Origin of the sequence: Staphylococcus sp. URHA0057 (assembly GCF_000620265.1) — a bacterium.
Taxonomy (GTDB): Bacteria; Bacillota; Bacilli; order Staphylococcales; family Staphylococcaceae; genus Staphylococcus; species Staphylococcus pasteuri.
Genome location: NZ_JHVS01000006.1, coordinates 138,852 through 164,910, shown reverse-complemented (window position 1 = coordinate 164,910; position 26,059 = coordinate 138,852). Strand labels below are relative to the sequence as shown.

Annotated in this window: 21 protein-coding genes, 2 pseudogenes and 1 other annotated feature; of the genes and pseudogenes, 1 reads left to right on the top strand and 22 read right to left on the bottom strand. The window is 32.0% G+C overall.

The annotated features are described in order from the left end of the window. Positions 1 to 9 precede the first annotated feature (9 nt). The 11 genes and pseudogenes from N524_RS13150 to N524_RS0103725 form a co-directional block, all read right to left on the bottom strand. Positions 10 to 156, bottom strand: a pseudogene (locus N524_RS13150) (JAB domain-containing protein); the annotation flags it as partial. A 159-nt stretch (positions 157 to 315) separates the two neighbouring features. Further along, entirely contained in the window at positions 316 to 933 is a 618-nt protein-coding gene (locus N524_RS0103765) for a CadD family cadmium resistance transporter (protein ID WP_000562107.1), read from the bottom strand. 80 nt (positions 934 to 1,013) lie between these two features. After that, positions 1,014 to 3,428, bottom strand: coding sequence for a cadmium-translocating P-type ATPase CadA (locus tag N524_RS0103760; RefSeq protein WP_037555532.1), 2,415 nt, complete (start codon positions 3,426 to 3,428; stop codon positions 1,014 to 1,016). Next, positions 3,421 to 3,786 (bottom strand): ArsR/SmtB family transcription factor, encoded by a 366-nt coding sequence (locus tag N524_RS0103755; protein ID WP_029055691.1) that lies wholly within the window; start codon positions 3,784 to 3,786, stop codon positions 3,421 to 3,423. Before N524_RS0103755 ends, N524_RS0103760 begins: the two co-directional genes overlap by 8 nt. 237 nt (positions 3,787 to 4,023) lie before the next feature. Further along, a complete protein-coding gene (locus tag N524_RS0103750) occupies positions 4,024 to 4,401 on the bottom strand; it encodes a DUF6262 family protein (RefSeq protein WP_020977319.1) in 378 nt (125 codons plus the stop codon). Between the two features lie 6 nt (positions 4,402 to 4,407). Beyond that, on the bottom strand, positions 4,408 to 6,300 hold the full coding sequence (locus N524_RS0103745; RefSeq protein ID WP_029055690.1) for a site-specific integrase: 1,893 nt from the start codon (positions 6,298 to 6,300) through the stop codon (positions 4,408 to 4,410). Beyond that, on the bottom strand, positions 6,297 to 7,382 hold the full coding sequence (locus N524_RS0103740; RefSeq protein WP_029055689.1) for a tyrosine-type recombinase/integrase: 1,086 nt from the start codon (positions 7,380 to 7,382) through the stop codon (positions 6,297 to 6,299). Before N524_RS0103740 ends, N524_RS0103745 begins: the two co-directional genes overlap by 4 nt. A 133-nt stretch (positions 7,383 to 7,515) precedes the next feature. Then, positions 7,516 to 8,055, bottom strand: a pseudogene (gene radC / locus N524_RS0103735) (RadC family protein); the annotation flags it as partial. After that, positions 8,052 to 8,762, bottom strand: a complete 711-nt coding sequence (locus tag N524_RS13145) for a prepilin peptidase (protein WP_081772608.1) — start codon at positions 8,760 to 8,762, stop codon at positions 8,052 to 8,054. The pseudogene radC and the gene N524_RS13145, both read right to left, overlap by 4 nt. A 186-nt stretch (positions 8,763 to 8,948) precedes the next feature. Further along, a complete protein-coding gene (locus N524_RS0103730; RefSeq protein ID WP_029055687.1) occupies positions 8,949 to 10,214 on the bottom strand; it encodes a bifunctional folylpolyglutamate synthase/dihydrofolate synthase in 1,266 nt (421 codons plus the stop codon). An 11-nt stretch (positions 10,215 to 10,225) separates the two neighbouring features. Then, a complete protein-coding gene (locus tag N524_RS0103725; RefSeq protein ID WP_029055686.1) occupies positions 10,226 to 12,856 on the bottom strand; it encodes a valine--tRNA ligase in 2,631 nt (876 codons plus the stop codon). Between the two features lie 47 nt (positions 12,857 to 12,903). After that, positions 12,904 to 13,155, bottom strand: a binding site (T-box leader). Between the two features lie 57 nt (positions 13,156 to 13,212). Between N524_RS0103725 and N524_RS0103720 the strand changes: the two genes are divergently transcribed. Then, positions 13,213 to 13,770: a DNA-3-methyladenine glycosylase I gene (locus N524_RS0103720; RefSeq protein WP_029055685.1), complete on the top strand. Its 558-nt coding sequence runs from the start codon at positions 13,213 to 13,215 to the stop codon at positions 13,768 to 13,770. Between the two features lie 67 nt (positions 13,771 to 13,837). On the opposite strand, the gene N524_RS0103715 is transcribed toward N524_RS0103720, so the two are convergent. The 11 genes from N524_RS0103715 to N524_RS0103665 all read right to left on the bottom strand — a co-directional run bounded on the left by N524_RS0103715 (position 13,838) and on the right by N524_RS0103665 (position 26,044). Beyond that, complete coding sequence (locus N524_RS0103715) at positions 13,838 to 14,902, bottom strand: AbrB family transcriptional regulator (protein ID WP_029055684.1); 1,065 nt, start codon at positions 14,900 to 14,902, stop codon at positions 13,838 to 13,840. Positions 14,903 to 15,064: 162 nt separating this feature from the next. Then, positions 15,065 to 16,351: a glutamate-1-semialdehyde 2,1-aminomutase gene (gene hemL / locus N524_RS0103710; RefSeq protein ID WP_029055683.1), complete on the bottom strand. Its 1,287-nt coding sequence runs from the start codon at positions 16,349 to 16,351 to the stop codon at positions 15,065 to 15,067. A 19-nt stretch (positions 16,352 to 16,370) separates the two neighbouring features. Then, complete coding sequence (hemB, locus tag N524_RS0103705; protein WP_029055682.1) at positions 16,371 to 17,357, bottom strand: porphobilinogen synthase; 987 nt, start codon at positions 17,355 to 17,357, stop codon at positions 16,371 to 16,373. Further along, on the bottom strand, positions 17,347 to 18,027 hold the full coding sequence (locus N524_RS0103700; RefSeq protein WP_029055681.1) for a uroporphyrinogen-III synthase: 681 nt from the start codon (positions 18,025 to 18,027) through the stop codon (positions 17,347 to 17,349). The genes hemB and N524_RS0103700 overlap by 11 nt, the downstream gene beginning before the upstream one ends. Before the next feature lie 21 nt (positions 18,028 to 18,048). Then, positions 18,049 to 18,975: a hydroxymethylbilane synthase gene (gene hemC, locus N524_RS0103695; protein WP_029055680.1), complete on the bottom strand. Its 927-nt coding sequence runs from the start codon at positions 18,973 to 18,975 to the stop codon at positions 18,049 to 18,051. A gap of 70 nt (positions 18,976 to 19,045) precedes the next feature. Beyond that, positions 19,046 to 19,858: a cytochrome c biogenesis protein gene (gene ccsA, locus N524_RS0103690; protein ID WP_026083527.1), complete on the bottom strand. Its 813-nt coding sequence runs from the start codon at positions 19,856 to 19,858 to the stop codon at positions 19,046 to 19,048. Between the two features lie 21 nt (positions 19,859 to 19,879). Further along, positions 19,880 to 21,226 carry a glutamyl-tRNA reductase gene (gene hemA, locus N524_RS0103685; protein ID WP_017638196.1) on the bottom strand — a complete coding sequence of 449 codons (1,347 nt, stop codon included), beginning with the start codon at positions 21,224 to 21,226 and terminating at the stop codon, positions 19,880 to 19,882. 190 nt (positions 21,227 to 21,416) lie between these two features. After that, positions 21,417 to 22,004: a ribosome biogenesis GTP-binding protein YihA/YsxC gene (yihA, locus tag N524_RS0103680; RefSeq protein WP_017638197.1), complete on the bottom strand. Its 588-nt coding sequence runs from the start codon at positions 22,002 to 22,004 to the stop codon at positions 21,417 to 21,419. Between the two features lie 149 nt (positions 22,005 to 22,153). Then, positions 22,154 to 23,416, bottom strand: coding sequence for an ATP-dependent Clp protease ATP-binding subunit ClpX (clpX, locus tag N524_RS0103675; RefSeq protein ID WP_017638198.1), 1,263 nt, complete (start codon positions 23,414 to 23,416; stop codon positions 22,154 to 22,156). A gap of 233 nt (positions 23,417 to 23,649) precedes the next feature. After that, positions 23,650 to 24,951, bottom strand: a complete 1,302-nt coding sequence (gene tig / locus N524_RS0103670; RefSeq protein ID WP_029055679.1) for a trigger factor — start codon at positions 24,949 to 24,951, stop codon at positions 23,650 to 23,652. 175 nt (positions 24,952 to 25,126) lie between these two features. After that, the gene (locus N524_RS0103665) at positions 25,127 to 26,044 is read right to left on the bottom strand and encodes a hypothetical protein (protein ID WP_029055678.1); all 918 of its coding nucleotides are present in this window, start codon (positions 26,042 to 26,044) and stop codon (positions 25,127 to 25,129) included. Positions 26,045 to 26,059 lie beyond the last annotated feature (15 nt).

Below are 26,059 nucleotides of genomic sequence, written 5' to 3'. Positions count from 1 at the left end.
AGAAACAGTTTATTCTTCTTCAAAATACCCTAACTCTACTAAACTTGTGAACTGGTTATCACCAATAATAATATGGTCTAATAAATGTATTCCTAAAATCACACCACATTCCCTTAATCTAAACGTAGTATTAATATCTTCTTCTGAAGGTGTTAAACTTTATCAAGAGTAAATTATGAAAAAATGGTTTAAATCAATGTTCTTACTTTAAGTACATGTGTTTAACGTAAATGATAATTAGTTAAATATAAAAAGGTTATCCCAATCAATAGGATAACCTCTTTATACTTTACTTTATGGTTTGGATTCACCACTTCAAAGAAGAAATGAAATCAGAGCATTGAATGTTCCATTTTCAAACAATATATAAATACCTAGCCCAATGAATACAATTGGTACAATCCAACGTTCATATTTCTCAATTGTTTCCGATATAAAATCGAAGGAAGCTAGACGGTAACTGACATAGCACAAAACTCCAACCATAATTAGAAAGACAATAGTGACAATAAAGATTTCAGACATACTTAAGGTCGTGAAGTACGGTATATAAATGGAAAAGTCATCCGCACTGGAAGCCAATACGATGAAAATCATCGTCAAAAATAACTGATTAAATTTTCCAGAGGAGAATAAAGATAAAATGCTACTTTCATCTTCATCCTCTTCTCCTTTAATCCATATTTTCACGCCTAGGTAAAGTGGTAAAAGTCCAAGTAGTCCGATAACCCATTGCTGAGGAATTAAATTTACAACCCCCTGTGCAACTAAAAGACTTGCTCCTATCACAATTGCAGTCCCTATATATTGTCCTATCCAAATATGTTTTACCTGACCTTTTTTTACTTGCGAAAACAAAAGAATTAATATGACGAGATAATCAATTCCTGTTGCTACATATACCGCAGTAGCCGTCAGTATCGTCGCGATTATTTTATCATCTCCAAATATTTTAGGGATAGGACTTTTCTTCAAAATGAAAAGTCCTTCCGTAAATTGCACACATATAGTACCTATTTATCTTTCACTCTCATCAGTCGCAAACTATTTAATGCTACCAAAATAGTGGCTCCCATATCGGAAAGAATCGCAATCCAAAGGGTTAGCCAGCCTGGAATAACCAATAGTAAGGCAATTATCTTAATTCCGATGGCAAACGTGATGTTCGCTTTGATGATATTTAGCGTTTTCCTGCTAAGTCTTACTGCAAATGGAAGCTTACTTAAATCATCTCCCATTAATGCAATATCAGCTGTCTCGATGGCAGTATCTGTTCCAGCACCGCCCATTGCAATGCCAACAGTGGATGCAGCAAGTGCAGGAGCATCATTGACGCCATCGCCAATCATAGCTACATTACCATACTCGGCTTTCATTTTTTTAATATAGTCCAACTTATTCTGTGGCATCAATTCGGACTGAATATCAGAAACGCCTACATGAGCACCGATTGCTTCTGCGGTACCTTGATTATCACCTGTCAGCATAATTGTTTGCTTGATTCCTAACTGATGAAGTTTTTGAATCACATTTTTACTTGTTTCGCGGACCTCATCTGCTACAGCAATCACGCCGAGGATTGTTTGGTCCGTTCCAATAATCATGGCCGTTTTCCCTTGGTTTTGTAAAACTTTCACTTTATTTTCAAACTCAAGTCTAAAATCGGAAACATTTAATTCTTTAAAAAGCCTTGGACTGCCAATGTAATAGGTTGTTCCATCTATATTCCCTTGAATGCCCCGACCTGTAATAGAAGTGAAGTCCTCCACTCTAACATCGGAATAAGTAATATTATCTTGCTCTGCTTTCTTCATTATTGCTGAAGCAAGTGGATGTTGTGATCGATATTCTAAAGCTGTAATAATGGAAAACAGCTCTTTTTCTTCCACTTGATCATTTAACACTTTAAAATCTGTTACCACTGGTACACCTTTTGTCAGTGTTCCTGTTTTATCAAATGCGATTGCCTTAATGGCTCCTAATTCCTCTAGATAGACACCGCCTTTAATCAACACACCTTTTTTAGCTGCATTTCCAATTGCCGAGACAATCGAGATTGGAGTAGAAATAACTAATGCACACGGACATCCAACTACAAGTACCGCTAATCCTTGATAAACCCAAGTATCCCAACTTCCACCAAAGAATAAAGGTGGAACGACTGCAACGAGCGCCGCAATAACCATAATGATCGGCGTATAATATTTCGCAAATTTATCTACGAATGCTTGCGCTGGAGCGCGCTCTCCTTGTGCTTCCTCAACCAGATGAATAATCTTGGAGATAGTTGTATCCTCTACGTATTTGGTGATTTTTACTTCAAGTAGTCCCTCTTCGTTAAGCGTACCTGCAAATACTTCATCATCTACCGTTTTGGCAACAGGGACAGATTCTCCTGTTATAGCAGCCTGGTTGACAGCCGACACACCATTTATAATGATCCCATCCATGGCAATTTTCTCCCCTGGTTTGACGATCATAATATCACCCACGGCAATATCGTCCACATGGATCATTATTTCCTGACCATTCCGCCTAACAAGTGCTTCTTTTGGGGCAATATCCATCAATGAACGAATGGACTGTCTTGCTCTATCCATAGAAAAACGTTCAAGTGCTTCACTGATTGCAAAGAGAACGACAACAATGGATGCCTCTGCCCATTCACCAATGATGGCAGCTCCAATAACTGCTACGGTCATCAGGGTTTTCATGTCGAAATCAAAGCGTATCAAATTTTGAAAACCAACTTTAAATAGTGAATATCCGCCAATTACAATCGAACCTACAAATAACATGGAAGTTACAAGGTTATCTTCTCCATTTACAAAGTGAGAAAGGTAACCAAAAGCAATCAGTAATGTGGCAAACAGCAATGTGCTGTGTTTTTTATAAAACGGTATTTTCTCTTCTTTAGGAGCCTTAGTGTCTTCTTTGACCGCTTGCATCGATGAATTCGCTAGTTTTTCGGGAAATACCTTAAGATTCTCGAAAGCACCTGCTTTTTCAAGCTCTTGAACCGATGCATTTCCATATACATCAATTTTGGAAGCGCCAAAGTTCACTTTTGCATCCTGAACTCCAGCTAGTTGTTTTACATTTTTTTCAAACTTCCCAGCACAGTTTGCGCAGGAAAATCCCTCCACACGGTAAACATTTTTATCTTCTGTTACCACTGGTTCGACCCGTCTTCTAGCCTTCTCTGGTGCCACTTTAAGATTCTCGAAAGCACCAGCCTTTTCCAGATCTTCAACGGTTGCACTGCCAAAGACATCAATTTTGGAAGCTCCGAAATTGACTTTAGCATCATACACCCCTGGTAGTTCTTTCACATTTTTTTCAAACTTCCCAGCACAATTCGCACACGAGAAACCCTCCACACGGTAAACCTGTTTATCTTCTGTTAATGTTTTTGCTGAACTATCCAATACTAGCAACCTCCCTTTGATGCATGAAAGCTTTTTCTACAAGCTGTTTAACATGCTCATCATCTAGTGAATAATAGACTAATTTTCCTTCTTTACGGTATTTTGCTATACCTAAATTTTTCAATAATCTTAAATGATGGGATGCCGTAGCCGTTGAAGATTCAATGATATTAGCTACATCACAAACACATAACTCTCCCTCTAAAGACAAAACATAAGCAATTTTAACTCTTGTATCATCTGATAGAGCCTTAAAAACTTTCGCTACATCCATAGGATTCTGTTTAGCAAGGTCTTTTTTAGCCCTGTTTACCTTATCTTCATGAATATAGGTAACTTCACACATATCTTTTGTCATAATTATCCTCCTTATTCAAATGACTGTTTGTTTGATGATTATAATATATCCCACCATAAACAAATAGTCAAATGATTGTTTGAATGATATATAATTAATATTAAAAAGGATTGATTTCTAATGTTAGAAACCAATCCTTTCGGAGATTTTAACCAAATTTTAAAGTATCTTAAACATAACTACCCCGTTAGTTTAACTGCATCCTTTCACAATCTGTCTACAGATTAATAATTAAAACTACTCTTTATTATACAGATCTCCATATAATTTTTGAATTTGGTTCTGTAATTTTTTATTTTCTTTTTCTAATTCCATAACTCTTCTTTTTAAGGTTTTTATAAGGATTTCCTCCGAACGAGAACTTTTCTTGGGTTTTGAGACTACATTTGATGTTATTTGACGCTCACGAAGGGATTCGATTCTTTGCCTAATATCGTGTTCCTTATAAAGCCATGATTTAGAAACATTAGCTTCCTTTGCTATTGAATTAAAATTAATAGCTTTACCTTCAATCGAAAATTTAGAAATCGCTTTGTCTACTTTTTCCCTTGTCTTTTGTGATTTCTGCTTCGCCAAACGTACAATTTCTGTTGTATTTCTAACTTGTTTATCCATTGATAATTACCCCGTCAAACTTCCAATGATTTGTTCTAAACGCTCTTTAACACGGCTATTAGTCTCTATTTGTCTTTGCCATTGTTTATCCTTTGCTATGGTTAATAACTCTTCTGTACGCTCTAACTGTTCTTCATGCTGTGGTAAGAATTGCTTACTGGTACAGAAGTGAGTGCAATCTAAGCATGCATTCGCATGTGGACAACCACCTGCTATTACTGGCAATCTACAATAACCATTTGGAAGCACTTGTGCATTTATATTTTTCTTGAACCATTGAAGCTCTACATCATCGACTTCACTATCATCATCTAGATTGAGCACATCTCCATTATTGGTAACCAGTTTTTCTTGAAATTTAGTAAATTCATTTTTTAGAGTTTCATCAAAGATATGAGCGTATCTGCTTGTCATTTCTGGGCTTTCATGTCCCAAAAATTTCTGCACAATATGCTGGGGCACCCCGTTGTTAATCATTCTTGTTCCTACTGTATGGCGAAAGGCATGGGCATGGAATCTATAAATCTCGCCTGATTTATCCACTATATTTTGCTCATAAGCTAATTTATTTAACTCGCCTCTAAATGTTTCTTGTTTTAATGGCGATCCATCTTTTCTTGGAAAGAGGTATTCACTATCTGGAAATTCCTCTGAAACTTTATCTTCCCGAACTTTAATAAGTAAAGCTACCTCTTTAGATATTGGAACTATATGCTCCTTTTTCATTTTCCATTGATAATACTTTAAAAAGTAATCTCCATCTTTGTCCTCTAATAAACAGCCTTTTTTCAAGGTGCACAATTCACTTATCCTCATTCCACATTCTTGAACAATCATAGTCATCGTAGCTATATATTCGGGTAATTTATCAAGATGACTGTTCAATTGCTCTAGAACGAATTCGTCTATAAAGCGAGGTTTTGCTCTTGGTATTTTCGGATAGTCCTCGGGATAAATTAATAATTTGGAAGGAACATCATCCCATTCTAGCCTATGAAGGGTACTAAATAGTCCTTCCAATATAGAGATCCTCCCAGTTATTGTACTAGGTTTTATTCCCATCATGTTTAGTTCACTTAAATATGCTTCAATTTCCACTCTCGTTAATTGGTGTACTCTCTGAACGTGTTTAAACTTTATGTCCAGAAAATTAAAGAACTCTTTAAGTTTTTGGGCAATATCACTTACATAGGAAAAGCTATCCATGTTCAATCTTAACTTACAATATCTTTTTACAAGCTGTTTAAAATATGTATTCCGAAACCCTTTAAAGTTAATTGTATATTCATATTGTGTTGGGTTAACCTTATCATCTGGCAAAGGTAAGTTTCGTCTATCCCAAACGTCTTTATCCCACTCCTCTCCATCAAAATAAAAATCCTCATAAAACTCAATAAATTGTTTAAGATTAGTAACATAGTAAGAATTAGCTTTTACAGGTGTTTTTTCTTGATTAGCAGTAATCTTATAATTAGTGGTGGTAATTCTAACACCCTGTTTTGTCAAATATGTTCTATACTCCGTCATTGCTTTATCAATAGGAACTTCAGTAATTGAAGTAATGCTGGGATACTTTAAATCTAAAAAATCCAACATTTTATTAATTACTGTTCCTTTTCTAATCCAGACAGTTTTTGCATTCCATATTCCATTGTTTAAATGGTAAAAATAAAAATATTTCAATTCTGTTCTTAACCACAGATTTTTAACACGTTCAAAACGAACCCAACGATTTCTTAAAGCAGGATTCTTACTTAATTCTATGGCAGAAGGATGTGGACATTTTCTTATATCCCAACTATTATTAGCCCAAAACCCTTGCATTTCTTCATTCATTACAGCTATTTTTTTGCTGATCTCACTCTGACTGATAATTTTCCTTTTACTAGAAGCATTCATTTCTTATGCTCCTTTCTCTCAAGGTATTTATTAAACTCATTTTTCATATCCTGATCTGAAAGATGAACGTAGGTATTTAACGTTGTCTGAACATGTGCGTGACCTAATCTCTTTTGAACGAACGCAACATCCCATCCTTCCCTAATTAGCTGCGTTGCGTGAGTGTGGCGAAGCATATGCGATGTAAATTCTATTCCAGTCCTTTTAACTATTCTTCTAACTAGATCAAGAACACTTTGGTACTTTAGTGGTTTCCCAAAATAACCTTCTTTTAAGGAAATAAAAACATAGTCATGCTCCAATTCCTCACTATACTCATATACCAAGTAATCTGTATAAAGTGACATCAGTTCTTTACTCACATGTATTGTTCTTTCCTTCCTTAATTTAATATAAGCTTCATTAACATTAACATCTCTAGGTGTTAAATGGATTTGATTGTCCCAAGTGGCAATATCTTCAAGCCTAAGCGATAACACTTCACCGATTCTTAAACCACCTTCATACATAAGCATTAAAATTAACTTATCTCTTTTCGTATGACAAGCGTCAATAATTTGCTTAACTTCCTCTGCTGTCAATGTTCTTATCTGTTTCTTTTTAACCCTTAACTTTAAGACATTCTTTTGGTATCTACCCTTATTAACATGATGTAAAAATCCTTTGAAGTTTCTTCCCTTTGCTTGTTTAAATACATCAATTGATTTAAATTCTCCTAATCTACTTAAATAATCAAGAAAACTCATAACGGCATTTAAAATTGTATTCACTGTCGTTTCTTCTCTTATGGCTTCTTTTGGCTGAAGATCAATTACATTATTTGCTGTTGGATATCTCAACCAACCTACGAAGTCTGCTAACAACTCAAAGTTAATATCATTAAGAATAACGCCTCTCTGTTCCATGAACTCATACAGCAACTTTAAATGATAGCAGTATGCTTTAATGGTATTTGGAGACTTACCAGTGTTATCTAAGTATTTAATAAATTTCATTACTGGTTCAATTAGCTGGTATTCTTTATCTAGTAATAAATACAATGGATACGGCTTATTCTCCATTTCTATCCTTTGAACCCTCACACGCGCCTCCCTCTTTAAACACTTTAAGTACTACAAATTATAAACCTTGTTAATTTTTATTTAAAGTAAAATCTCCCTTTAACATCTCCTCCTGAACTACTTTAACTACTATTATTTATTATACTATGGTTAACACATCACCTGACGGATGATTATGAACAACTATCATAGCATTGCACGATTCTTTAATTGCAACATTAAATATTTCTCTAGGATGTATGATAGAACTGTTCAAAGTTCCTATAAAAACACATTTTTGCTTAATAACCACGTTTTTTGAATTTAACAATAAAACATAAAAATGTTCCTGTTCTAAATCCTTTAATTTAGACATCATTAAATCTGCTACATCACTTGGACAAGTTATTTTTACGGATTCATGATGAGATAAACGATTCATTCTTTCACCTAATTCAAATGCTGCTTTCAAAGTAATCGCTTTATAATAACCTATCCCCTTCACTTTAATTAAGTCTTTAATAGAAAGTTTTTTTAAATCTTTAAGTGACGATGTATGACTTAATAATTCATTTGCTATATCAATACTTGAAAACCCTTTTCTACCAGTATTAATTAATATAGCTAACAATTCAGAATTTGATAGAGTGTCAGTACCATAAGTAAGTAAACGTTCTCTAGGTTTCTCTGATGTTGCCATTTCTTTGATTTTCATATAAATATTCCTCCTAAAAAATCATTCAATAGTGGAAAGTAACTAGATACAAAAATAAATGATAAAAATATAAATGGAATAAGCGGAATGCGAGTGATATTGGGATTCAAGAAGATTTTAATGAAGATTGAAATGAATCCTCCAATTATGAAAGTGAAAAGTACAATGTAAAATATATATTCAATAGGTAAAAATAAAGAGAGTATATTAAAGAGAAGAATGTCACCATATCCAATATATTGATGGATAATAAAATAGCAAATATGACTAATGATAAAAGTTAAAAAAAATGAATGTGGAAAAGTGTGATTTGTGAAGAACAATATAAGTAAGAACGTAATCAAAAAATGAATATTAATAGAGAAATAATCTATATCATTGAGAGACATAATTAATAAAAATAGATAGATTGTTAAATATATTTGGGGATTAGTATGGATTACATTGTAATAAATCAATGGTATGGGAAGCAGTGCTAGGATCTCACCAATTATATAATTATATTTCAAACGTTTATGGCAGCACCTTGAAGTACCTCTAAGTATGAGAAAACTAAAAATTGGAATTAAATCAATATATTTAATAGTTGTTTTGCAATAATCACATGTTGATCTTGATATTAAATATTGTAATTGTACTTTATCTATCGTCGAAAACTGATATAAAAAACTAAATAGTATCGAAGAGAAAAAAGCATAAACTAACATTAAGCACCCCTTTCAAATACATTATATCACAACAATAAAATAAGTAAATATTATTTAATAGTTATATAATACATAAACAACCTCTATAAAATTAATATACAAAAAACTGTCGATACAATTTTTAATTTGTATCGACAGTTTAATAAAGCCTCTTAAAATATAAGGATAATACTGCAACTTACTTATTTATTCAAAATTTAATCTAGCTTTAACTTCACTTATAAAATATAAACTACCAGTAATGACGAGACCATGTCCATTATAATTTTCAATAAACTTCGTATAATCATCAACTAATTCAACATTTTCAATGTTTTTATTCTCGATGATTTCTTCTTTTGCTAAAGCTTTAGGAAAATTAAAATCAGTCACGTAAAATTTAGAAGCAATTTCTTCCAATTTATCTAACATGTCACTAATAGGTTTACCTTTAATTGCTGAAAATAATATATCAATTTGATCTCTGCCATAATAATATTTAATAGTATCAATTAATGCTTCTACACTTTCATTATTATGGGCACCATCAATAATCATTAAAGGTTGATCTTTAACTTGTTCAATTCTGCCTACCCAGTTTACATTTTCGATGCCATCTATCATTTTGTTAAAGTCTAATTCAATAATGCCTGCTTCATTTAATTCAATTAGTGCAGTTATTGCTAATGCAGCATTTTCTTTCTGATGATCACCTAGCATATTTAAAATGATAGTTTCTAATTCATAATCTTTATATCTATAAGTAAATTCATCGTCTTGAGAAACTACAACAATTTCTCTATCCAGTTCAATAGGTGTTGCATTTTGTTCAACTGCATAGTCACGAATATATTTCAAAGCATCTTCGTTTTTCACAGAATATATTATCGGTGTATTAGGTTTAATGATATCACCTTTATCTTTAGCTATATCTAAATAACTATTTCCTAAAATATCAGTATGATCTAAACCTATACTCGTTAAAATAGAAATAATTGGATTAAATACATTCGTTGAATCATTTTTTATACCTAAGCCCGCTTCGATAATAACAAAATCAACAGGGTGTATTTCTCCAAAATATAAAAACATCATCGTTGTAATAATTTCAAATTCTGTTGCATTACCAAGCTCAGTTTCTAGTTCTAAAGTTTCACTTACAGGTTTTACACGAGAGACAAGTTCAACAATCTCGTCATTTGTAATTGGTTGGCCATTTAAACTTATACGCTCATTAAATGTTTCGATATAAGGAGAAGTAAAAGTCCCTACTTCATAATTATTCTCAACCAATGCTGATCTTAAATAAGCCACAGTTGAACCTTTGCCATTCGTACCACCAACATGTATTCCTTTTATATTATCTTGAGGATTATTTAGTTTTTCTAACATCCATTCCATACGTTTCACGCCTGGTTTGATGCCAAACTTCGTTCTTTCATGTATCCAATAAAGGCTTTCAAGGTAATTCATGACACATACTCCTATGATTTTAATTGTTCAATTCTTGCTTTAACACCATCATATTTTTCTTTATAATGCTTTTGCTTTTCTTTTTCTTCATTAATAATTTTTTCGGGTGCTTTATTTACAAAGTTTTCGTTGGCTAATTTCTTATCTACTCGGTCAAGTTCACTTTGCAATTTATCTAATTCTTTTTCTAAACGAGCAATTTCTTTATCCATATCAATTAATCCTTCTAAAGGTAAAATGACTTTGCCTGCTAATACTACAGAAGTCATAGCTTTTTCAGGAATTTCGATATTCACATCTATATTTAATTCACTAGGATGACAGAATCGTTCAATGTAATCAGCATTTTCAGTAAGTGTTGATTTAATATTTTCATCTTTAGCTTGAATCATAATTGGTATCGCTTTAGATAAAGGTGTATTAACTTCAACTCGTGATTGTCTTACTGATTTAATAATCTCAACTAGTTGTTGCATCGTTTGTTTACTATCATCAAACATTAATTCTTGGTTTACTGTAGGCCATGCTGCATTAACAATTGTTTCTCCTTCATGAGGCAAGCTTTGCCAAATTTTTTCAGTAACAAATGGCATAAATGGATGCAACATTCTCATAATACGATCTAATACATAACTTAGTACAGAACGTGTTATTTGTTTTTGTTCTTCATCTTCACCATTCATTGGTATTTTACTCATTTCAATATACCAATCACAGAACTCATCCCAAATGAAGTTATATAACGCACGACCTACTTCACCGAATTCATATTTATCACTTAAATCAGTCACTGTCGCAATCGTTTCATTTAATCTAGTTAAAATCCATTTATCTGCTAAAGATAAGTTACCAGATAAATCGATATCTTCAACATTAAATTCTTCCCCAATATTCATTAAACTAAATCGTGCTGCATTCCAAATTTTATTAATAAAATTCCATACAGATTCAACTTTTTCTGTTGAATAACGCAAATCTTGTCCTGGTGCTGAACCAGTAGCTAGGAAGTATCTTAAACTGTCTGCCCCATATTCATCGATAACATCCATTGGGTCTACACCATTACCAAGAGACTTACTCATTTTGCGTCCATCTTCTGCTCTAACTAAACCATGTAATAGAACATCATTAAAAGGTCTACGATCTGTGAATTCAAGACCTTGGAAAATCATACGAGCTACCCAGAAGAAAATAATATCATAACCAGTTACAAGCGCATTGGTAGGGAAATAACGTTTAAAATCATCAGCATCAGTATCTGGCCAACCTAAAGTTGAAAACGGCCATAGCGCACTTGAGAACCATGTATCTAAAACATCTTCATCTTGAGTCCAGTTCTCAATATCTTCTGGCGCACTTTCACCTACAAAAATTTCACCTGTTTCTTTATGATACCAAGCAGGAATTTGGTGGCCCCACCATAATTGTCTTGAAATAGTCCAATCACGAATTTCTTCCATCCAACGATTAAAAGTATTTTCAAATCTAGGAGGATAAAAATCGATACGATCATCAGTTTTTTGATTATCTAACGCACGTTGTGCTAATGGCTTCATTTTTACAAACCATTGTGTTGATAAATATGGTTCGACTACAGCACCAGATCTTTCAGAATGTCCTACTGAATGTTCGTGCTCTTCAATTTTAATAACTAAATCTTGCTCTTTTAAATCTTCAACTAGTTGTTTACGACATTCGAATCTTTCAAGTCCTTCATATTTTCCAGCTTTATCATTCATATGACCTTTTTCATCCATAACGATGATGTTTTCTAAATCATGACGTTGACCAATTTCGAAGTCATTAGGATCATGTGCAGGTGTTACTTTCATTGCACCAGAACCAAATTCAATATCGACATATTCATCTGCTAAAATAGGTAGTTCTCTTCCCACAATTGGTAATATAACTTTTTTCCCTATAACATCTTTATATCTTTCATCATTAGGGTTAACAACAATCGCTGTATCACCTAACATTGTTTCTGGTCGAGTCGTTGCAATTTCAATATATCCATCGCCGTCTGCATATGGATATTTAAAATGATAAAACGCACCTTGAACATCTTCATGGATAACTTCAATATCAGATAATGCAGTACGCGCTTGAGGATCCCAGTTAATAATACGTTCTCCTCTATAGATAATACCTTTATTATAAAGATCTACGAATACTTTTTTAACAGCTTTACTTAAGCCATCATCTAAAGTAAAACGTTCTCTACTATAATCAAGTCCAAGTCCTAATTTAGACCATTGTTGGCGAATAAATGAAGCGTATTCTTCTTTCCAATCCCAAGCTTGTTCTAAAAATTTCTCACGACCGATATCATGACGAGAAATACCTTGTTCATTAAGTTTAGCTTCAACTTTAGCTTGAGTAGCAATTCCGGCATGGTCCATACCTGGTAAATATAACGTGTCATATCCTTGCATACGTTTCATACGTGTAATAATATCTTGTAATGTAGTATCCCAAGCATGACCTAAATGTAATTTACCGGTCACATTAGGTGGTGGAATTACTATTGTGTAAGTTTCTTTATTTGTATCTTCTGATGGTTTAAAGTAACCATTTTTCACCCATTCATCATATCTTCCCGCTTCTACTTCGCGTGGATTATATTTTGGTTTCATTTCCATATTGTTGTTTCCTCCTCAAAAAATAAAAAAGAACACCCTTCCTATTATCATAGGACGGATGTTCCGTGGTACCACCTATATTCAAGAAAGTATTTTAGATTAAGATTTTATCTTATCCTATACTTTCGAGCACTCTAGAATTGATTAACGCTCAAACACGCTTTTGCCTACTATCGATACATCTATTCAGCAAAAGAACTTAGTGGGCTACCTTCAGTAACAATTATCTATGTATTTTCACCAACCATACACTCTCTAATAAGTAATTAAAACCTACTCTTCCCAAACATTATATTCATTTACTTAATTATAGTATAATGGAAATTCACATAAGTCAATCTATTAGGAGGAATTTTATGAACCCTTGTGCCTTTGGTACTAAAGATCCTATTTATATTGAATATCATGATCAAGTATGGGGACAACCCATGTATGATAGCAAAGATTTATTTAAATTATTAGCCTTAGAATCTCAACATGCTGGACTGTCCTGGCTTACTATATTAAAAAAGAAAGCATCGTATGAGGAAGCTTTTTATCAATTTGAACCTGAAAAAGTTGCATCAATGACTGAAGATGATGTCGATAGATTAATGGATTTTCCTAATATTATTCATAACCGTAAAAAAATAGAAGCTATTATTGGCCAAGCTAAAGGTTATTTAAAAATTGAACAAGATTATGGTAGCTTTAGTGACTATTTATGGTCATATGTTGATGGTAAACCTATAGATTTGGGATATGAAGTACCTGAAGATCGAATTACCGTTGATGAACGTGCAACTCAACTTTCTAAAGATTTAAAGAAATACGGATTTAAATTTCTAGGTCCAGTCACAGTATTTTCATTTTTAGAAGCTGCAGGTCTATATGATGCACATTTAAAAGACTGTCCTCAAAAACCTAAGCATTAATTAGATATAATATATAAGCGCATATAATTGGTATACAATCACACCATTTATATGCGCTTATTATAATTTATTGCTGTCTAGCTCTATATTTTAGGAAATAATTGATTAAAGGCGCTATTAAAAATAATATAAAAAAGATTCTAAATATATGATAACTTGAAATCATAGCTACATCTGCACCAGTTTCGATAGCAACCAATACTATCTGACTCATACCTCCTGGAGCAGCCCCTAGGAATAATTCATTAATAGAATCATGCGTGAATAGATGTAATACACATACCATTATAAATGCAGCTATAATGAGCATTATATTTTGAAATGCAATAGCAACCGCAATTCTTCCTTTTAAATCTGAAAGTAGTCTTGCAATTTGTAAGCCTATTCTAATCATATAGATTACTTGTGCAGAAGCGAGCAACCAGTTGTCTAATGCAAAAGTAATATCAGTAGATATATTCCATATAATTAATACAACAATTGGTGCTAATAACTGTTTTGTAGGAAAATTAATTTTTGTCATTAGCCAATATACTAAAATAATGGAGACAATTAATATACAAACTTGCCAAAAATTTAGTACATGAGTTAGCGGTTGCGCTTTAACTATATGTCCTTCACTACTTTGATCGTTTTTAAAGAAATATGAAATTAATGGGACTAAGATGACTACAAATATAATACGTGATGTTTGCGTTAAACTCACTACTAGTATGTTCGCTTTTTTATCTTCTTCAGCCATGACTAACATTTGGCTCAATGCTCCTGGAATCACACTCAATATAGCCGTTTCAGTATTAACTTTAGCTATTTTTTTAAAGAAATAAGCAATTAATAATGCTAATACTAATAATAATACTGACACTATTACAATTGAAAACCAGCTTGCTTGAATATCTTTTATTACAGTTCTAGTAAAAGTAGAACCAATTTGTACACCTAAACAAATCAATCCGATTTGGCTTAACCAAAATGGCCATTTTATATCTAATTTAAATACTTTAATACATAAAATGGCGGCTATGATAGGACCGAACATAAATGGCAATAAGATATGTGATACTTTTAGAAGCAAACTTATCAACACAGATAATACCAATATTATCAGGTTATTTATATATATTGTTTTCATTCACACACTACCTTTATTAAAGTATCAGGATTTATTATAATTACGTTATTTTATTATACCAATACTAGCTATATATTAAACGAGCCATACTCATTTGCTTAGCAAAAAGTATGGCTCTTTTAAAATAATTCAAAACTTCAATTTCTATGTTTAAATAGTTAGTTATTTTACAATTCGACTTAATGAGTTATCAAAGGCTTGAATTGTTTTTTCAATATCTTCTTTAGTATGTGCAGTTGATAAAAATGTACCTTCAAATTGAGATGGTGGTAAGAATACGCCTTCTTTTGCCATTTCTCTATACATCTCACTAAATAATTTTAAGTCACTTTTATTTGCTTGTTCGAAGTTTGTAACTGGACCTTCATTTAGGAAGTATCCAATCATTGAACCTGCGCGGTTAACAGTAATTGGAACATTATGTTTTGCAAACACTTCTTTTAGTCCTTTTTCAAGTAAGTCACCTAATTCATTGAAATAATCATATGATTCTGGTCTTAATTGACTTAAAGTTTCGTAGCCACTTGTCATTGCTAAAGGATTACCTGATAAAGTACCCGCTTGATAAATATTTCCTACAGGAGCTATTTGATCCATTATTTCTTTTTTACCACCAAATGCGCCTACTGGTAAACCTCCACCAATAACTTTACCTAAACATGTTAAATCAGGTGTTACACCAAAATATCCTTGAGCACAATTATAACCTACTCTAAAACCAGTCATAACTTCATCAAATATCAACAGAGAACCATATTCATTAGTTATATCTCTTAGACCTTGTAAAAATCCTTCAACTGGAGGAACAACACCCATATTACCTGCTACTGGTTCAACGATGATACCCGCAATGTCATCACCATATTTTTCAAAAGCAAGACGTAAAGATTCAAGATCATTATAAGGAACTGTGATAGTATTTTTAGCGATACCTTCTGGTACACCAGGTGAATCTGGTAAACCTAATGTAGCAACGCCTGACCCTGCTTTAATTAATAATGAATCACTATGACCATGATAGCACCCTTCAAATTTAACTATTTTATTACGTCCTGTATAACCACGTGCTAATCTTAACGTATCTAATGTTGCTTCAGTTCCTGATGATACCATTCTAACTTTTTCAATTGATGGAACTCGATCAATTACTAATTGCGCTAATTTATTTTCTTGTAATGTTGAAGCACCGAAGCTCGTACCATTATCTACAGCTTTGTGAAGATTTTCAATAACTTGTTTATTTTTATGACCTAAAATAAGTGGTCCCCAACTAAGTACATAGTCAATATATTCATTACCATCTATATCGTATATTTTTGAACCTTCTGCATGATCCATAAAAATAGCTGGTGTATCTACTGATTTAAAAGCACGAACCGGGCTATTAACACCACCTGGCATTAAGTCTTCAGCAACTTCCATTGCTTTAATTGATTTTTCATATCCCATTGTATTTGCCTCCTCTTTATTAATCATTTGGTAATTTATCTAAATACTGGCAAATATCTTTAGCAAAGTAAGTAATAATCATATCTGCACCAGCACGTTTCATTGAAACCATTTGTTCCATAACTACTTTTTCTTCATCAATCCAACCATTTAAAGCAGCTGCTTTTGTCATACTATATTCCCCACTTACATTATATGCAACAACAGGAATATTAGTATTATTTCTAACATCGCGAACAATATCTAAGTAACTTAAAGCTGGTTTAACAATCATCATGTCACAACCTTCTTTTAAATCACTTTCTAATTCTCTAAGTGCTTCTAAACGATTGGCAGGATCCATTTGATATGTCTTACGGTCTCCAAATGAAGGAGCAGAATCAGCTGCATCTCTAAACGGACCGAAGAAACTTGATGCATATTTAATACCATAACTCATAATTGGTACATTTTGATATCCTGCATCATCTAATCCTTGTCTAATTTCTGCTACAAAGCCATCCATCATATTACTTGGTGCTATGATGTCTGCACCTGCTTCTACTTGAGAAATAGCTGTTTTAACTAATAAAGGTAATGATTTATCATTATCAACATCATGAGTATGATCATCAATGACGCCACAATGGCCATGGTCTGTATATTCACATAAACATGTGTCTGCAACGATTAATAAATCACTGTACATTTTTTTAGCTATTCTAGTTGCTTCTTGAATAACACCATTATGATCATATGCACCAGAACCAACATCATCTTTTTCATTAGGTACACCGAAGAACATAATTGCTCTAATACCTAAATCATAAGCTTCTTTTATTTCTTCGTGTAATAAATTCAAGCTTATTTGATATATACCTGGTAGTGATTTAATTTCACTTTTCACGTCATCTTTTTCAACTACAAATATAGGATAAATTAAATCTTCTTTTCTAACATGTGTTTCTCGCACCATATCTCGCATTGTTCGAGAGAAACGTAATCTTCTATGTCTATCAAATTTCATTTTTGTCCCTACTTTCTAATATTTTATCTATTATCGACGCTAATGTTTGTTTATTTGCAATCTTTACTGTTTGATTAAAAGAATGAAGTGTTTCAGCCGTTTGCTTACCAATTGCAAAGTAATGATCAAACTTAGGTATCGGGTCTTCATTAAAATAATAACGCACTGAAGACGAACTTGAAAATGTTAAAGCATCAATTTTGTGATTATTGATTAGAGATTTCACTTCTTTGATATTTTGATAATTAGGTATAGGTTCATACAAATCAATTTTAACTACATCATTTGTTTTTGATAACTCATCATATAAATACGGTCTAGCTTGTTTACTTGAAGGTAAAAGTATCTTTTGATTGTGTTCTGAGAATTGATTTATAAATCCTTCTTGTGAATAATCAATTGGAATGAAATCTACTGATATATCTAATGATTGACAATATTCAGCAGTTTTTTTACCTATTGCAGCTACCTTTTGATAATTTACCAAATTCATATATTTTAAAAAATATTTGACTGCATTTTTAGACGAAAAAATAAGCCAGTCATAGTTATTTTTTAACAAGTTTTCATCAAAATAAAGTGATTGTATTTCTATAAATGGTTTATGAATAATCTCAACCAAATCACTTTGAAATTTACTTGTTTGTGTCATAACTACAACTGGTCTCATTTTTAAGTGTCACCTCGAAGATTATTGTTCTTCATTTAATTTCCTAATAATTTCATAAGCACCTTGTTCTTTTAAAACACGACTAACTTCTCTACCAAGTTCTACTGGAGAAGTACCTATAGCAGTATGTTCATATCGTTCAGTACCATCAGGTGTCATGATTAATCCTGTGAATTCTATTTCTTTACTGCCATTAATCGTAGCATAGCCACCGATAGGAACTTGGCAACTACCATCCATCCCAGCTAAAAATGTTCTTTCAGCAGTCACACATTTTTCTACATCTTCGTTATGAACTTCTTTTAAAAGCTCTAACAATTCAGCATCATCGCTTCTACATTCAATACCTAATGCACCTTGACCAATGGCTGGAAGTAAAATATCTTTATCTAAATAAGTTGTCACTATATCATCTGACCAACCCATACGTTTTAATCCAGCAGCGGCAAGTATAATTGCATCATAATCTTCGGTTTCTAATTTTTTTAGACGTGTATCAATATTACCTCTAATCCATTTTATTTCTAAATGTGGATATTTGGCTAAAATTTGAGCACCTCTTCTTAACGAACTTGTTCCAACGATGCTTCCTTCTGGCAACTCTCTTAGAGGAGTATGATCTTTAGAAATATATGCATCAAATGGAATTTCTCTATCAGGAATACATCCTAATGTCAGTCCTTCTGGAATAATACTTGGAACGTCTTTTAAAGAATGTATAGCCATATCTATTTCTTTATTGAATAATTCGTTTTGGATTTCTTTAACAAATAAACCTTTGCCACCAACTTTAGATAACTGTTTATCAACAATACGGTCACCTTTAGTTACTATTTCTTTAATTTCTATATCTAAGTCAGGTCGTACTTGTTTCAACTTATCTATAAATTGTTGACTTTGTGTTAAGGCTAGTTTACTTCTTCGAGATCCAACCACTAACTTACGCATTTTGCTGCCTCCTAAACAATCACTCAATCTTATTATATATTTCAATGCTATTAATTTTAACTACTATTAATTATGAGAAATGAGTAGTAAAAAACAAATTAATCATGCATAAACAGAATAAAATAATATTAAAGTATATAAGATATCTTTGAATGAAAACTTTTCTCACTCTAAATATTAAATAAATACCATACAATATTGTAATGATAGTTGAAAAGATAACTTTAGGATCAATAAAGATTCGTTCTCCTACAGAGAAAACACCCCATTGAGCGCCTAAAATAATACTAATTATGAGTATAATCCAACCTGCTAAAGTTGTAAAAAATACAATAGATTCAAGTGTGGCTACACTTCCGATTCTAAAGTATTTTTGATCAAAATTCTTTTCTTTTAAATTACGATATTGAATGATATAAAGTAAACAATTTACAAATGCTAGTGCAAAAAAGGCATAACTCAATATAGCTAAACCTATATGAACAAGTAATAATTCATTGATTACTGCAATTTGCTGAACTTGGCTATGATATCTGTTAGGTTCAAACGTAATCATTGCCATAAGGATAAAACCAATTAAATTTAAAAAGAAAACAGAAAAATTTAATGTTTTTATTAAATTCAAAATCAGTGATATTGAAATAATAATCCACGTCAACGAGAAAAATACGTCGAATAAAGAACCTAATGGCACATGTTTTGTTTGTATAATAAAAACAGATAAAGAGATTGTTTGTAAAACCCAAACAATCCCTAATGTATACATGCCAAATACTCTAATCTTATGACTTTTACGTACAAAATCTAGAAAATAGCAAACAATGCTTATCAAATATATAATTAATATTATTTCATGAAATCTAATAAACAGGTTTTCTTGCATATCATCACCATATTAATATGCTTATTCAAAACTAAAAATTCGACGAGCCGAAATTTCTTTAGCCTTACTTTCTTTGTGCTGTCTTGCTTGTTCATAAGGATTTTCAGCTTCTATGTCAAAAATGCTTTGAAAGAGCTCTAATTTTTCGTTACTTTTCTTATCACTACTTAATTCTTTAGCCTGCTTAATAGGATCTTTTAACATTTGGTTAATAATACTTTTCGTATGTTTAGAAATGATTTTTCTTTCTCTTTCTGATAAATCAGGTAACTTTCTATCAATACTATCCATAGTCTCAGATTGAATATTCATTGCTTTTTCACGTAATGCTCTAATAACTGGTACCACACCTAACATATTTACCCAATCATTATGAGTTTCAATCTCACTAGGTATTTGCTCAACAATAGTTTGTGCAGCTAACTGACGTTCTCTTAAGTTCGCATCTACGAGTCCTTTTAAATCATCTACGTCGTAGTTGAAAATATTGTTAATGGCATCAATACCTGGTTCTATGTCTCGTGGAACTGCAATATCAACGAGTAATAAAGAATCTAATTTACGATGATTAGCAATAGATTCAATCATATCGTTGGTAATGATATATGATTCTGAGCTTGTAGAACTGATAACAATATCAGCATGTTGTAATAAAGTTGGTAATTCATCTAAAGATTGATAGTTAACTTGATGTTTTTCAGCTAAAGTTTTAGCTTTACTCAAAGTTCTATTAACAATAGTTATATCTGTAATTCCTGATCCTAAAAGATTTAAGAGTGATAGTTCACTCATTTCCCCTGCACCAACAATGACAGCTTGTTTATGTTTTAGTTTTCCGAATACCTTTTTAGCTAATTCAACAGCTGCATATGAAACACTAACAGCATTATCTGCAATATCAGTTTCACTATGCGCTTTTTTAGCAAAAGTAATTGCCTGTTTAAATAAATGATTAAAAATTGTTCCTGTTGTACCTGTTTCTTGAGCTAAGAAAAATGCATCTCGCATTTGACCAAGAATTTGTGTTTCACCAAGTACAATAGAATCTAATCCAGAAGTAACTCGCAATAGATGTTCTACTGCTTCGTCCCCCACTTTAACTTCTGACATATCTTTAATATCATCTACTTCAAATCCAAATTTACGTGCTAAAAATCTTTGGACGTAATAACGACCTGTATGGATTTGATCAACAACGGCGTATACTTCAGTACGATTGCATGTAGATAAAATAACATCTTCTAAGATGGATTTAGTTTCATATAAATCTTCATGGGCTAATCGTAAGGCATCATCTCTAAAAGCAACCTGCTCTCTTAGTGCTACATCAGCAGTTCGATGATTAATGCTTATTGCTATAAAATGCATTTATAACGCCCTCCATATACTTACAATAACACAAGTATAACACATTTGAATCTTTTATTAAGTCGATTGCTCAAATAAATTAGAAAGATTCTAATCTACATTCAATTTTTTGTCAAAATTGTTACTAATTTCTTTAAATCTCATAAAAATATTGTATATATAGAAATGTTTATGTGAATATTTAAAGTAATTATAAATAAGACTCGATAAGATCCCAAATTTGTTGTTGTTTATTATTTTTGACAGAAGAATAACTTACAATCGTATCGCCATCTTCTAAATCTAATTTATGTTTAATATTAATTAAATGCTTTTGTACTTTCCCTTTAGGAATTTTATCTTCTTTAGTACATATAATTAGCGTCGGTATATCAAAGTGTTTTAAATAATTATACATGAGCACGTCATCTTCAGTTGGATTATGTCTCAAATCAACAAGTTGGATAACGAGTTGTAATTTTTGACGTGTTGTTAAATATTCTTCAATCATTTTGCCGAATTTTTCACGTTGTACTTTACTTACTTTCGCATATCCGTAACCGGGCACATCTACAAACACAAGCTGGTCATCGATATTAAAGAAATTTAATGTTTGAGTTTTACCAGGTTGTTGTGAAGTTCTTGCCATGTTTTTACGACCTATCATACTATTAATAAATGATGATTTCCCCACATTTGAACGTCCGCTTAATGCAACTTCTGGTACTTCTGTTTCTGGGTACTGTTCTTCTTTGACAGCACTTATAATTAAATCTATATTATTAGGATTAATTTTCATTGGTGATCCTCTCTTTACTTATTTCTCACATTAACACTTTACCATTACTCCTATATTAATGTCATCCTACATTTTCAAATAGAAGTAAATCACTCATTTTCTAAACAAAAAAATAGAGCCACAAACATGTGACTCTATTTAAACGTTATTTATGCTGATGTTTTACTATCATTAATTAGATTACCTTCTGAATCATATAATTCAGGTTCAACTTCATCATTGATTGTTTTTTCGGTAATGACGACTTTAGTAACATCTTCTGATGATGGTACATCGTACATAATATCAATTAGTGCTTCTTCAATTATTGAACGAAGACCACGTGCCCCTGTTTTACGTGCAATAGCTTTTTCACTAATAGCAGATAAAGATTCATCGCTAAATACTAATTCAACGTTATCTAATTCAAGCATTTTAGTATATTGTTTAACTAATGCATTTTTAGGTTGAGTTAATATATTTTTAAGTGCATCTACATCTAGCGTTTCTAAGTTAGCTACAATTGGAACACGACCGATAAATTCTGGAATTAAACCATAAGACTGTAAATCTTCTGGTCTAATTTGTTCTAGTAATGCTTCTTCATCATATTTGTCTGCTTCATTACTAGCAAATCCAATTACTTTTTCACCTAAACGACGTTTAATTACTTCATCGATACCATCAAATGCACCACCAAGGATGAATAAGATATTTGTAGTATCAATTTGAATCAATTCTTGGTTCGGATGCTTACGTCCACCTTGAGGAGGTACACTAGCAGTCGTACCTTCTAAGATTTTTAATAGTGCTTGTTGAACACCTTCACCGGAAACATCTCGTGTAATTGATGTGTTTTCAGATTTTCTTGCAATTTTGTCAATTTCATCAACGTATATAATACCTTTTTCAGCTTTGTCTATATCAAAGTCTGCTGCTTGAATTAAGCGTAATAAGATATTTTCAACGTCGTCACCAACATAGCCAGCTTCAGTTAAACTAGTAGCATCTGCAATTGCAAATGGAACATTTAATGTTTTAGCTAATGTTTGTGCTAATAATGTTTTACCACTACCTGTTGGTCCGATTAATGCGATATTACTTTTTTGTAATTCAACATCATCTTCATTAGGGCCTAGTTGTTGAATACGTTTATAGTGATTATATACAGCTACAGATAAAGCTTTTTTAGCCTTTTCTTGACCGATTACATATTCATTTAAATGGTCCATAATCTCTTTAGGAGTTGGTAATTCTGTTAATTCTTCTGAAGAATTTTGTGCTAATTCTTCTTCAACGATTTCTGAGCATAGTTCAATACACTCATTACAAATATACACGCCACTTCCTGCAACTAATTTCTTAACTTGATCTTGATCTTTACCGCAGAAAGAGCATTTTAAATTTTCTTCATCTTCATTGAATTTGAACATTCTTTTCTACACCCCTATTCCATAAAGACTATACTAGATAGCATTCTATAATGCAACATAATAACATTCAATTTATTTGCTTAAAGAATAGGAAAGAGTGGGACTGAATTCAAACTGTTATAGATTGAACTCATGGCCCCACCCCACAAGATAGATTATCTTATTAAACCTTCCAATTATTAATATAAGAATAATAATATTAAATGTTTGTTGCTGTAGAGGATATCTATAAATTAGTCTTCTTTACTACCTTCAACTAATTTTGCATTATCTTTTAATAAGTCAATTACTTTTTGAATACGAACATCGTTTTTCACGATATCAGTATTACCTAATGTGTTTTTAATATCTTCTACAGAGATATTAAATTGTTCGCTCATTTTTTCTAATTCTTTATCGATATCTTCGTCAGTAACTTCGATATTTTCAGCATCAGCAATTGCAGTTAATGTTAAGTTTGTTTTAACACGTTGTTCTGCATCGTCTTTCATTTGTTCTCTTAATTGAGATTCATTTTGACCTGAAATTTGGAAGTAAGTTTGTAAGTCTAGACCTTGTTGTTGAATTCTTTGGCCAAATTCTTGAACCATACGATCTAATTCTGTATCGATCATTGCTTGAGGAATGTCGATAGTAGCATTTTCAGTTGCTTTGTTAATAGCTTCTTCTTTTTCAGTGTTTTCAGCTTCTGTTGCTTTTTGTTCAGCTAAACGTTTACGTAAATTTTCTTTGTATTCATCAACTGAATTTGCTTCAGAATCTAATTCATTAGCTACTTCATCGTCTAATTCAGGTACTTCTTTATATTTAATTTCATTTACTTTTGTTTTGAACGTAGCTTCTTTGCCAGCTAATTCTTCAGCATGGTATTCTTCTGGGAAAGTGACTACTACATCTTTTTCTTCTCCAGTTTTCATACCTTCTAATTGCTCTTCGAAACCTGGGATAAATGAACCTGAACCAACTTCTAGGTCGTAACCTTCAGCTTGTCCACCTTCAAATTCTTCACCATCAACTGATCCGCTGAAATCAATATTAACAGTGTCGCCATTTTCAACAGCGCCATCTTCTTTAACAACCATTTCAGCCATATGACTTAAACTATGGTTAATTGATTCTTCTAATTCTTCATCAGTTAATTCAGTTTCTTGTTTTTCAATTTCTAAACCTTTGTAGTCACCTAATTTAACTTCTGGTTCAACAGTTACAGTAGCTTCAAAAATGAAATCTTTACCTTTTTCAATTTGAGTTACATTAACTTCAGGTTGAGCAACAGGTTTAATATCTGTTTCATCAATTGCTTCACCATAAGCTTCAGGTAATAAGATGTCTACTGCGTCTTGATATAACGCTTCAACGCCAAAACGTTGTTCGAAAATTGGACGAGGCACTTTACCTTTACGGAATCCAGGTACATTAATTTGTTTAACTACTTTTTTAAATGCTTGATCTAATGCTTTATCTACTTTTTCTGCTGGAACAGTAACTGTTAATAATCCTTCGTTACCTTCCTTTTTTTCCCAAGTTGCTGTCATGTATAAATACCTCCATGAATAACTATTTTATTTTTTCAACTTCCCTATTATAGCATAGGTCAATTACGTACACAAACATTGAAATTGCAACGTTTGTGAAATTATTTACTACTTATTTCAATTAAATTTCACGTTAAATGATTTATTTCTCTTTTGCAAGAAATTAAATTCGAATTCAACTTTCTAATTGTTTTATAAAAGTTAATGCCTCTTCTTTCACCACATTCTTTTCTATACCAATCATTCCTTTAAAATAAACATCATATGCGTTTGTCCATTCATCAATGGTAAATATTTCTTCTATATTAAGAGGATATAATAATATAGAATGATTGTTCATAATGTGGTTCGCCTCGTCTACAATATGTAAAGCACCGTCTTCTAATTGATTAATCACTTCAGGTATAATTCGAGTTTTCATAGTTGTATGTTCAAGACCTTTTAAATCTTTTGGTTTAATTTCTGATGTATAACCGTATTTATCAATTCTTATAGGCTCCTCTGATTGAGCGAATCTTAAATACTCTATCATTAAACTTATAATATTATTTTCAAAGGAATAATTGTTTAATAAATAATTTATCGATTCTTTAAAGTCAAAATGTCCATTATCTATTAATTGAAGTAAGATATGAGTTTGTTCTCTGGTACTTAAGTGATTAAATTCAGTTAAAGATTGTGAAAGTTGTTGTTTATTAGATTGTAACTGAGCTTGTGCATATTCTTTTAAAGGAAATAACTCCATTCTTGTCTTATGATCACGCACTTCATCTATAATTTGATTTATGACTTCAACAGCTTCATAGTATTGTTCTAATCCATTTAAACTTTTAACGTAATAAATCATTAAATCATCATATCTGTTTAAACCTTTTTTTAATAAGATGATTGCTTCTTCTCTCAATTCTAAAAATGCATTCATTTGATATAACATGTTGCATTTTGTCATAGCCAAATTTTCATCTAAATCGAATTGACTTTCATATTGTTCAAATAGATTATACATTTCATCAAAATTTTGCGTTAACTCAGCTTGTTTGATTTCTTTTTTTAATTTTCCCTCTGATAATGGAAACGGAATGATATCTGACATTCATTTTGCACCTCA

Bases quoted from the DNA above. Each gene is read 5' to 3' on its own strand.
- tig (WP_029055679.1), bottom strand. From the start codon at position 24,951: ATGACAGCAACTTGGGAAAAAAAGGAAGGTAACGAAGGATTATTAACA.
- N524_RS0103725 (WP_029055686.1), bottom strand. From the start codon at position 12,856: ATGGAAATGAAACCAAAATATAATCCACGCGAAGTAGAAGCGGGAAGA.
- N524_RS0103750 (WP_020977319.1), bottom strand. From the start codon at position 4,401: ATGGATAAACAAGTTAGAAATACAACAGAAATTGTACGTTTGGCGAAG.
- N524_RS0103715 (WP_029055684.1), bottom strand. From the start codon at position 14,902: ATGAAAACAATATATATAAATAACCTGATAATATTGGTATTATCTGTG.
- N524_RS0103665 (WP_029055678.1), bottom strand. From the start codon at position 26,044: ATGTCAGATATCATTCCGTTTCCATTATCAGAGGGAAAATTAAAAAAA.
- hemB (WP_029055682.1), bottom strand. From the start codon at position 17,357: ATGAAATTTGATAGACATAGAAGATTACGTTTCTCTCGAACAATGCGA.
- N524_RS0103720 (WP_029055685.1), top strand. From the start codon at position 13,213: ATGAACCCTTGTGCCTTTGGTACTAAAGATCCTATTTATATTGAATAT.
- ccsA (WP_026083527.1), bottom strand. From the start codon at position 19,858: ATGCAAGAAAACCTGTTTATTAGATTTCATGAAATAATATTAATTATA.
- N524_RS0103755 (WP_029055691.1), bottom strand. From the start codon at position 3,786: ATGACAAAAGATATGTGTGAAGTTACCTATATTCATGAAGATAAGGTA.
- hemA (WP_017638196.1), bottom strand. From the start codon at position 21,226: ATGCATTTTATAGCAATAAGCATTAATCATCGAACTGCTGATGTAGCA.
- N524_RS0103745 (WP_029055690.1), bottom strand. From the start codon at position 6,300: ATGAATGCTTCTAGTAAAAGGAAAATTATCAGTCAGAGTGAGATCAGC.
- N524_RS0103730 (WP_029055687.1), bottom strand. From the start codon at position 10,214: ATGAATTACCTTGAAAGCCTTTATTGGATACATGAAAGAACGAAGTTT.
- N524_RS0103700 (WP_029055681.1), bottom strand. From the start codon at position 18,027: ATGAGACCAGTTGTAGTTATGACACAAACAAGTAAATTTCAAAGTGAT.
- hemL (WP_029055683.1), bottom strand. From the start codon at position 16,351: ATGGGATATGAAAAATCAATTAAAGCAATGGAAGTTGCTGAAGACTTA.
- N524_RS13145 (WP_081772608.1), bottom strand. From the start codon at position 8,762: ATGTTAGTTTATGCTTTTTTCTCTTCGATACTATTTAGTTTTTTATAT.
- yihA (WP_017638197.1), bottom strand. From the start codon at position 22,004: ATGAAAATTAATCCTAATAATATAGATTTAATTATAAGTGCTGTCAAA.
- clpX (WP_017638198.1), bottom strand. From the start codon at position 23,416: ATGTTCAAATTCAATGAAGATGAAGAAAATTTAAAATGCTCTTTCTGC.
- hemC (WP_029055680.1), bottom strand. From the start codon at position 18,975: ATGCGTAAGTTAGTGGTTGGATCTCGAAGAAGTAAACTAGCCTTAACA.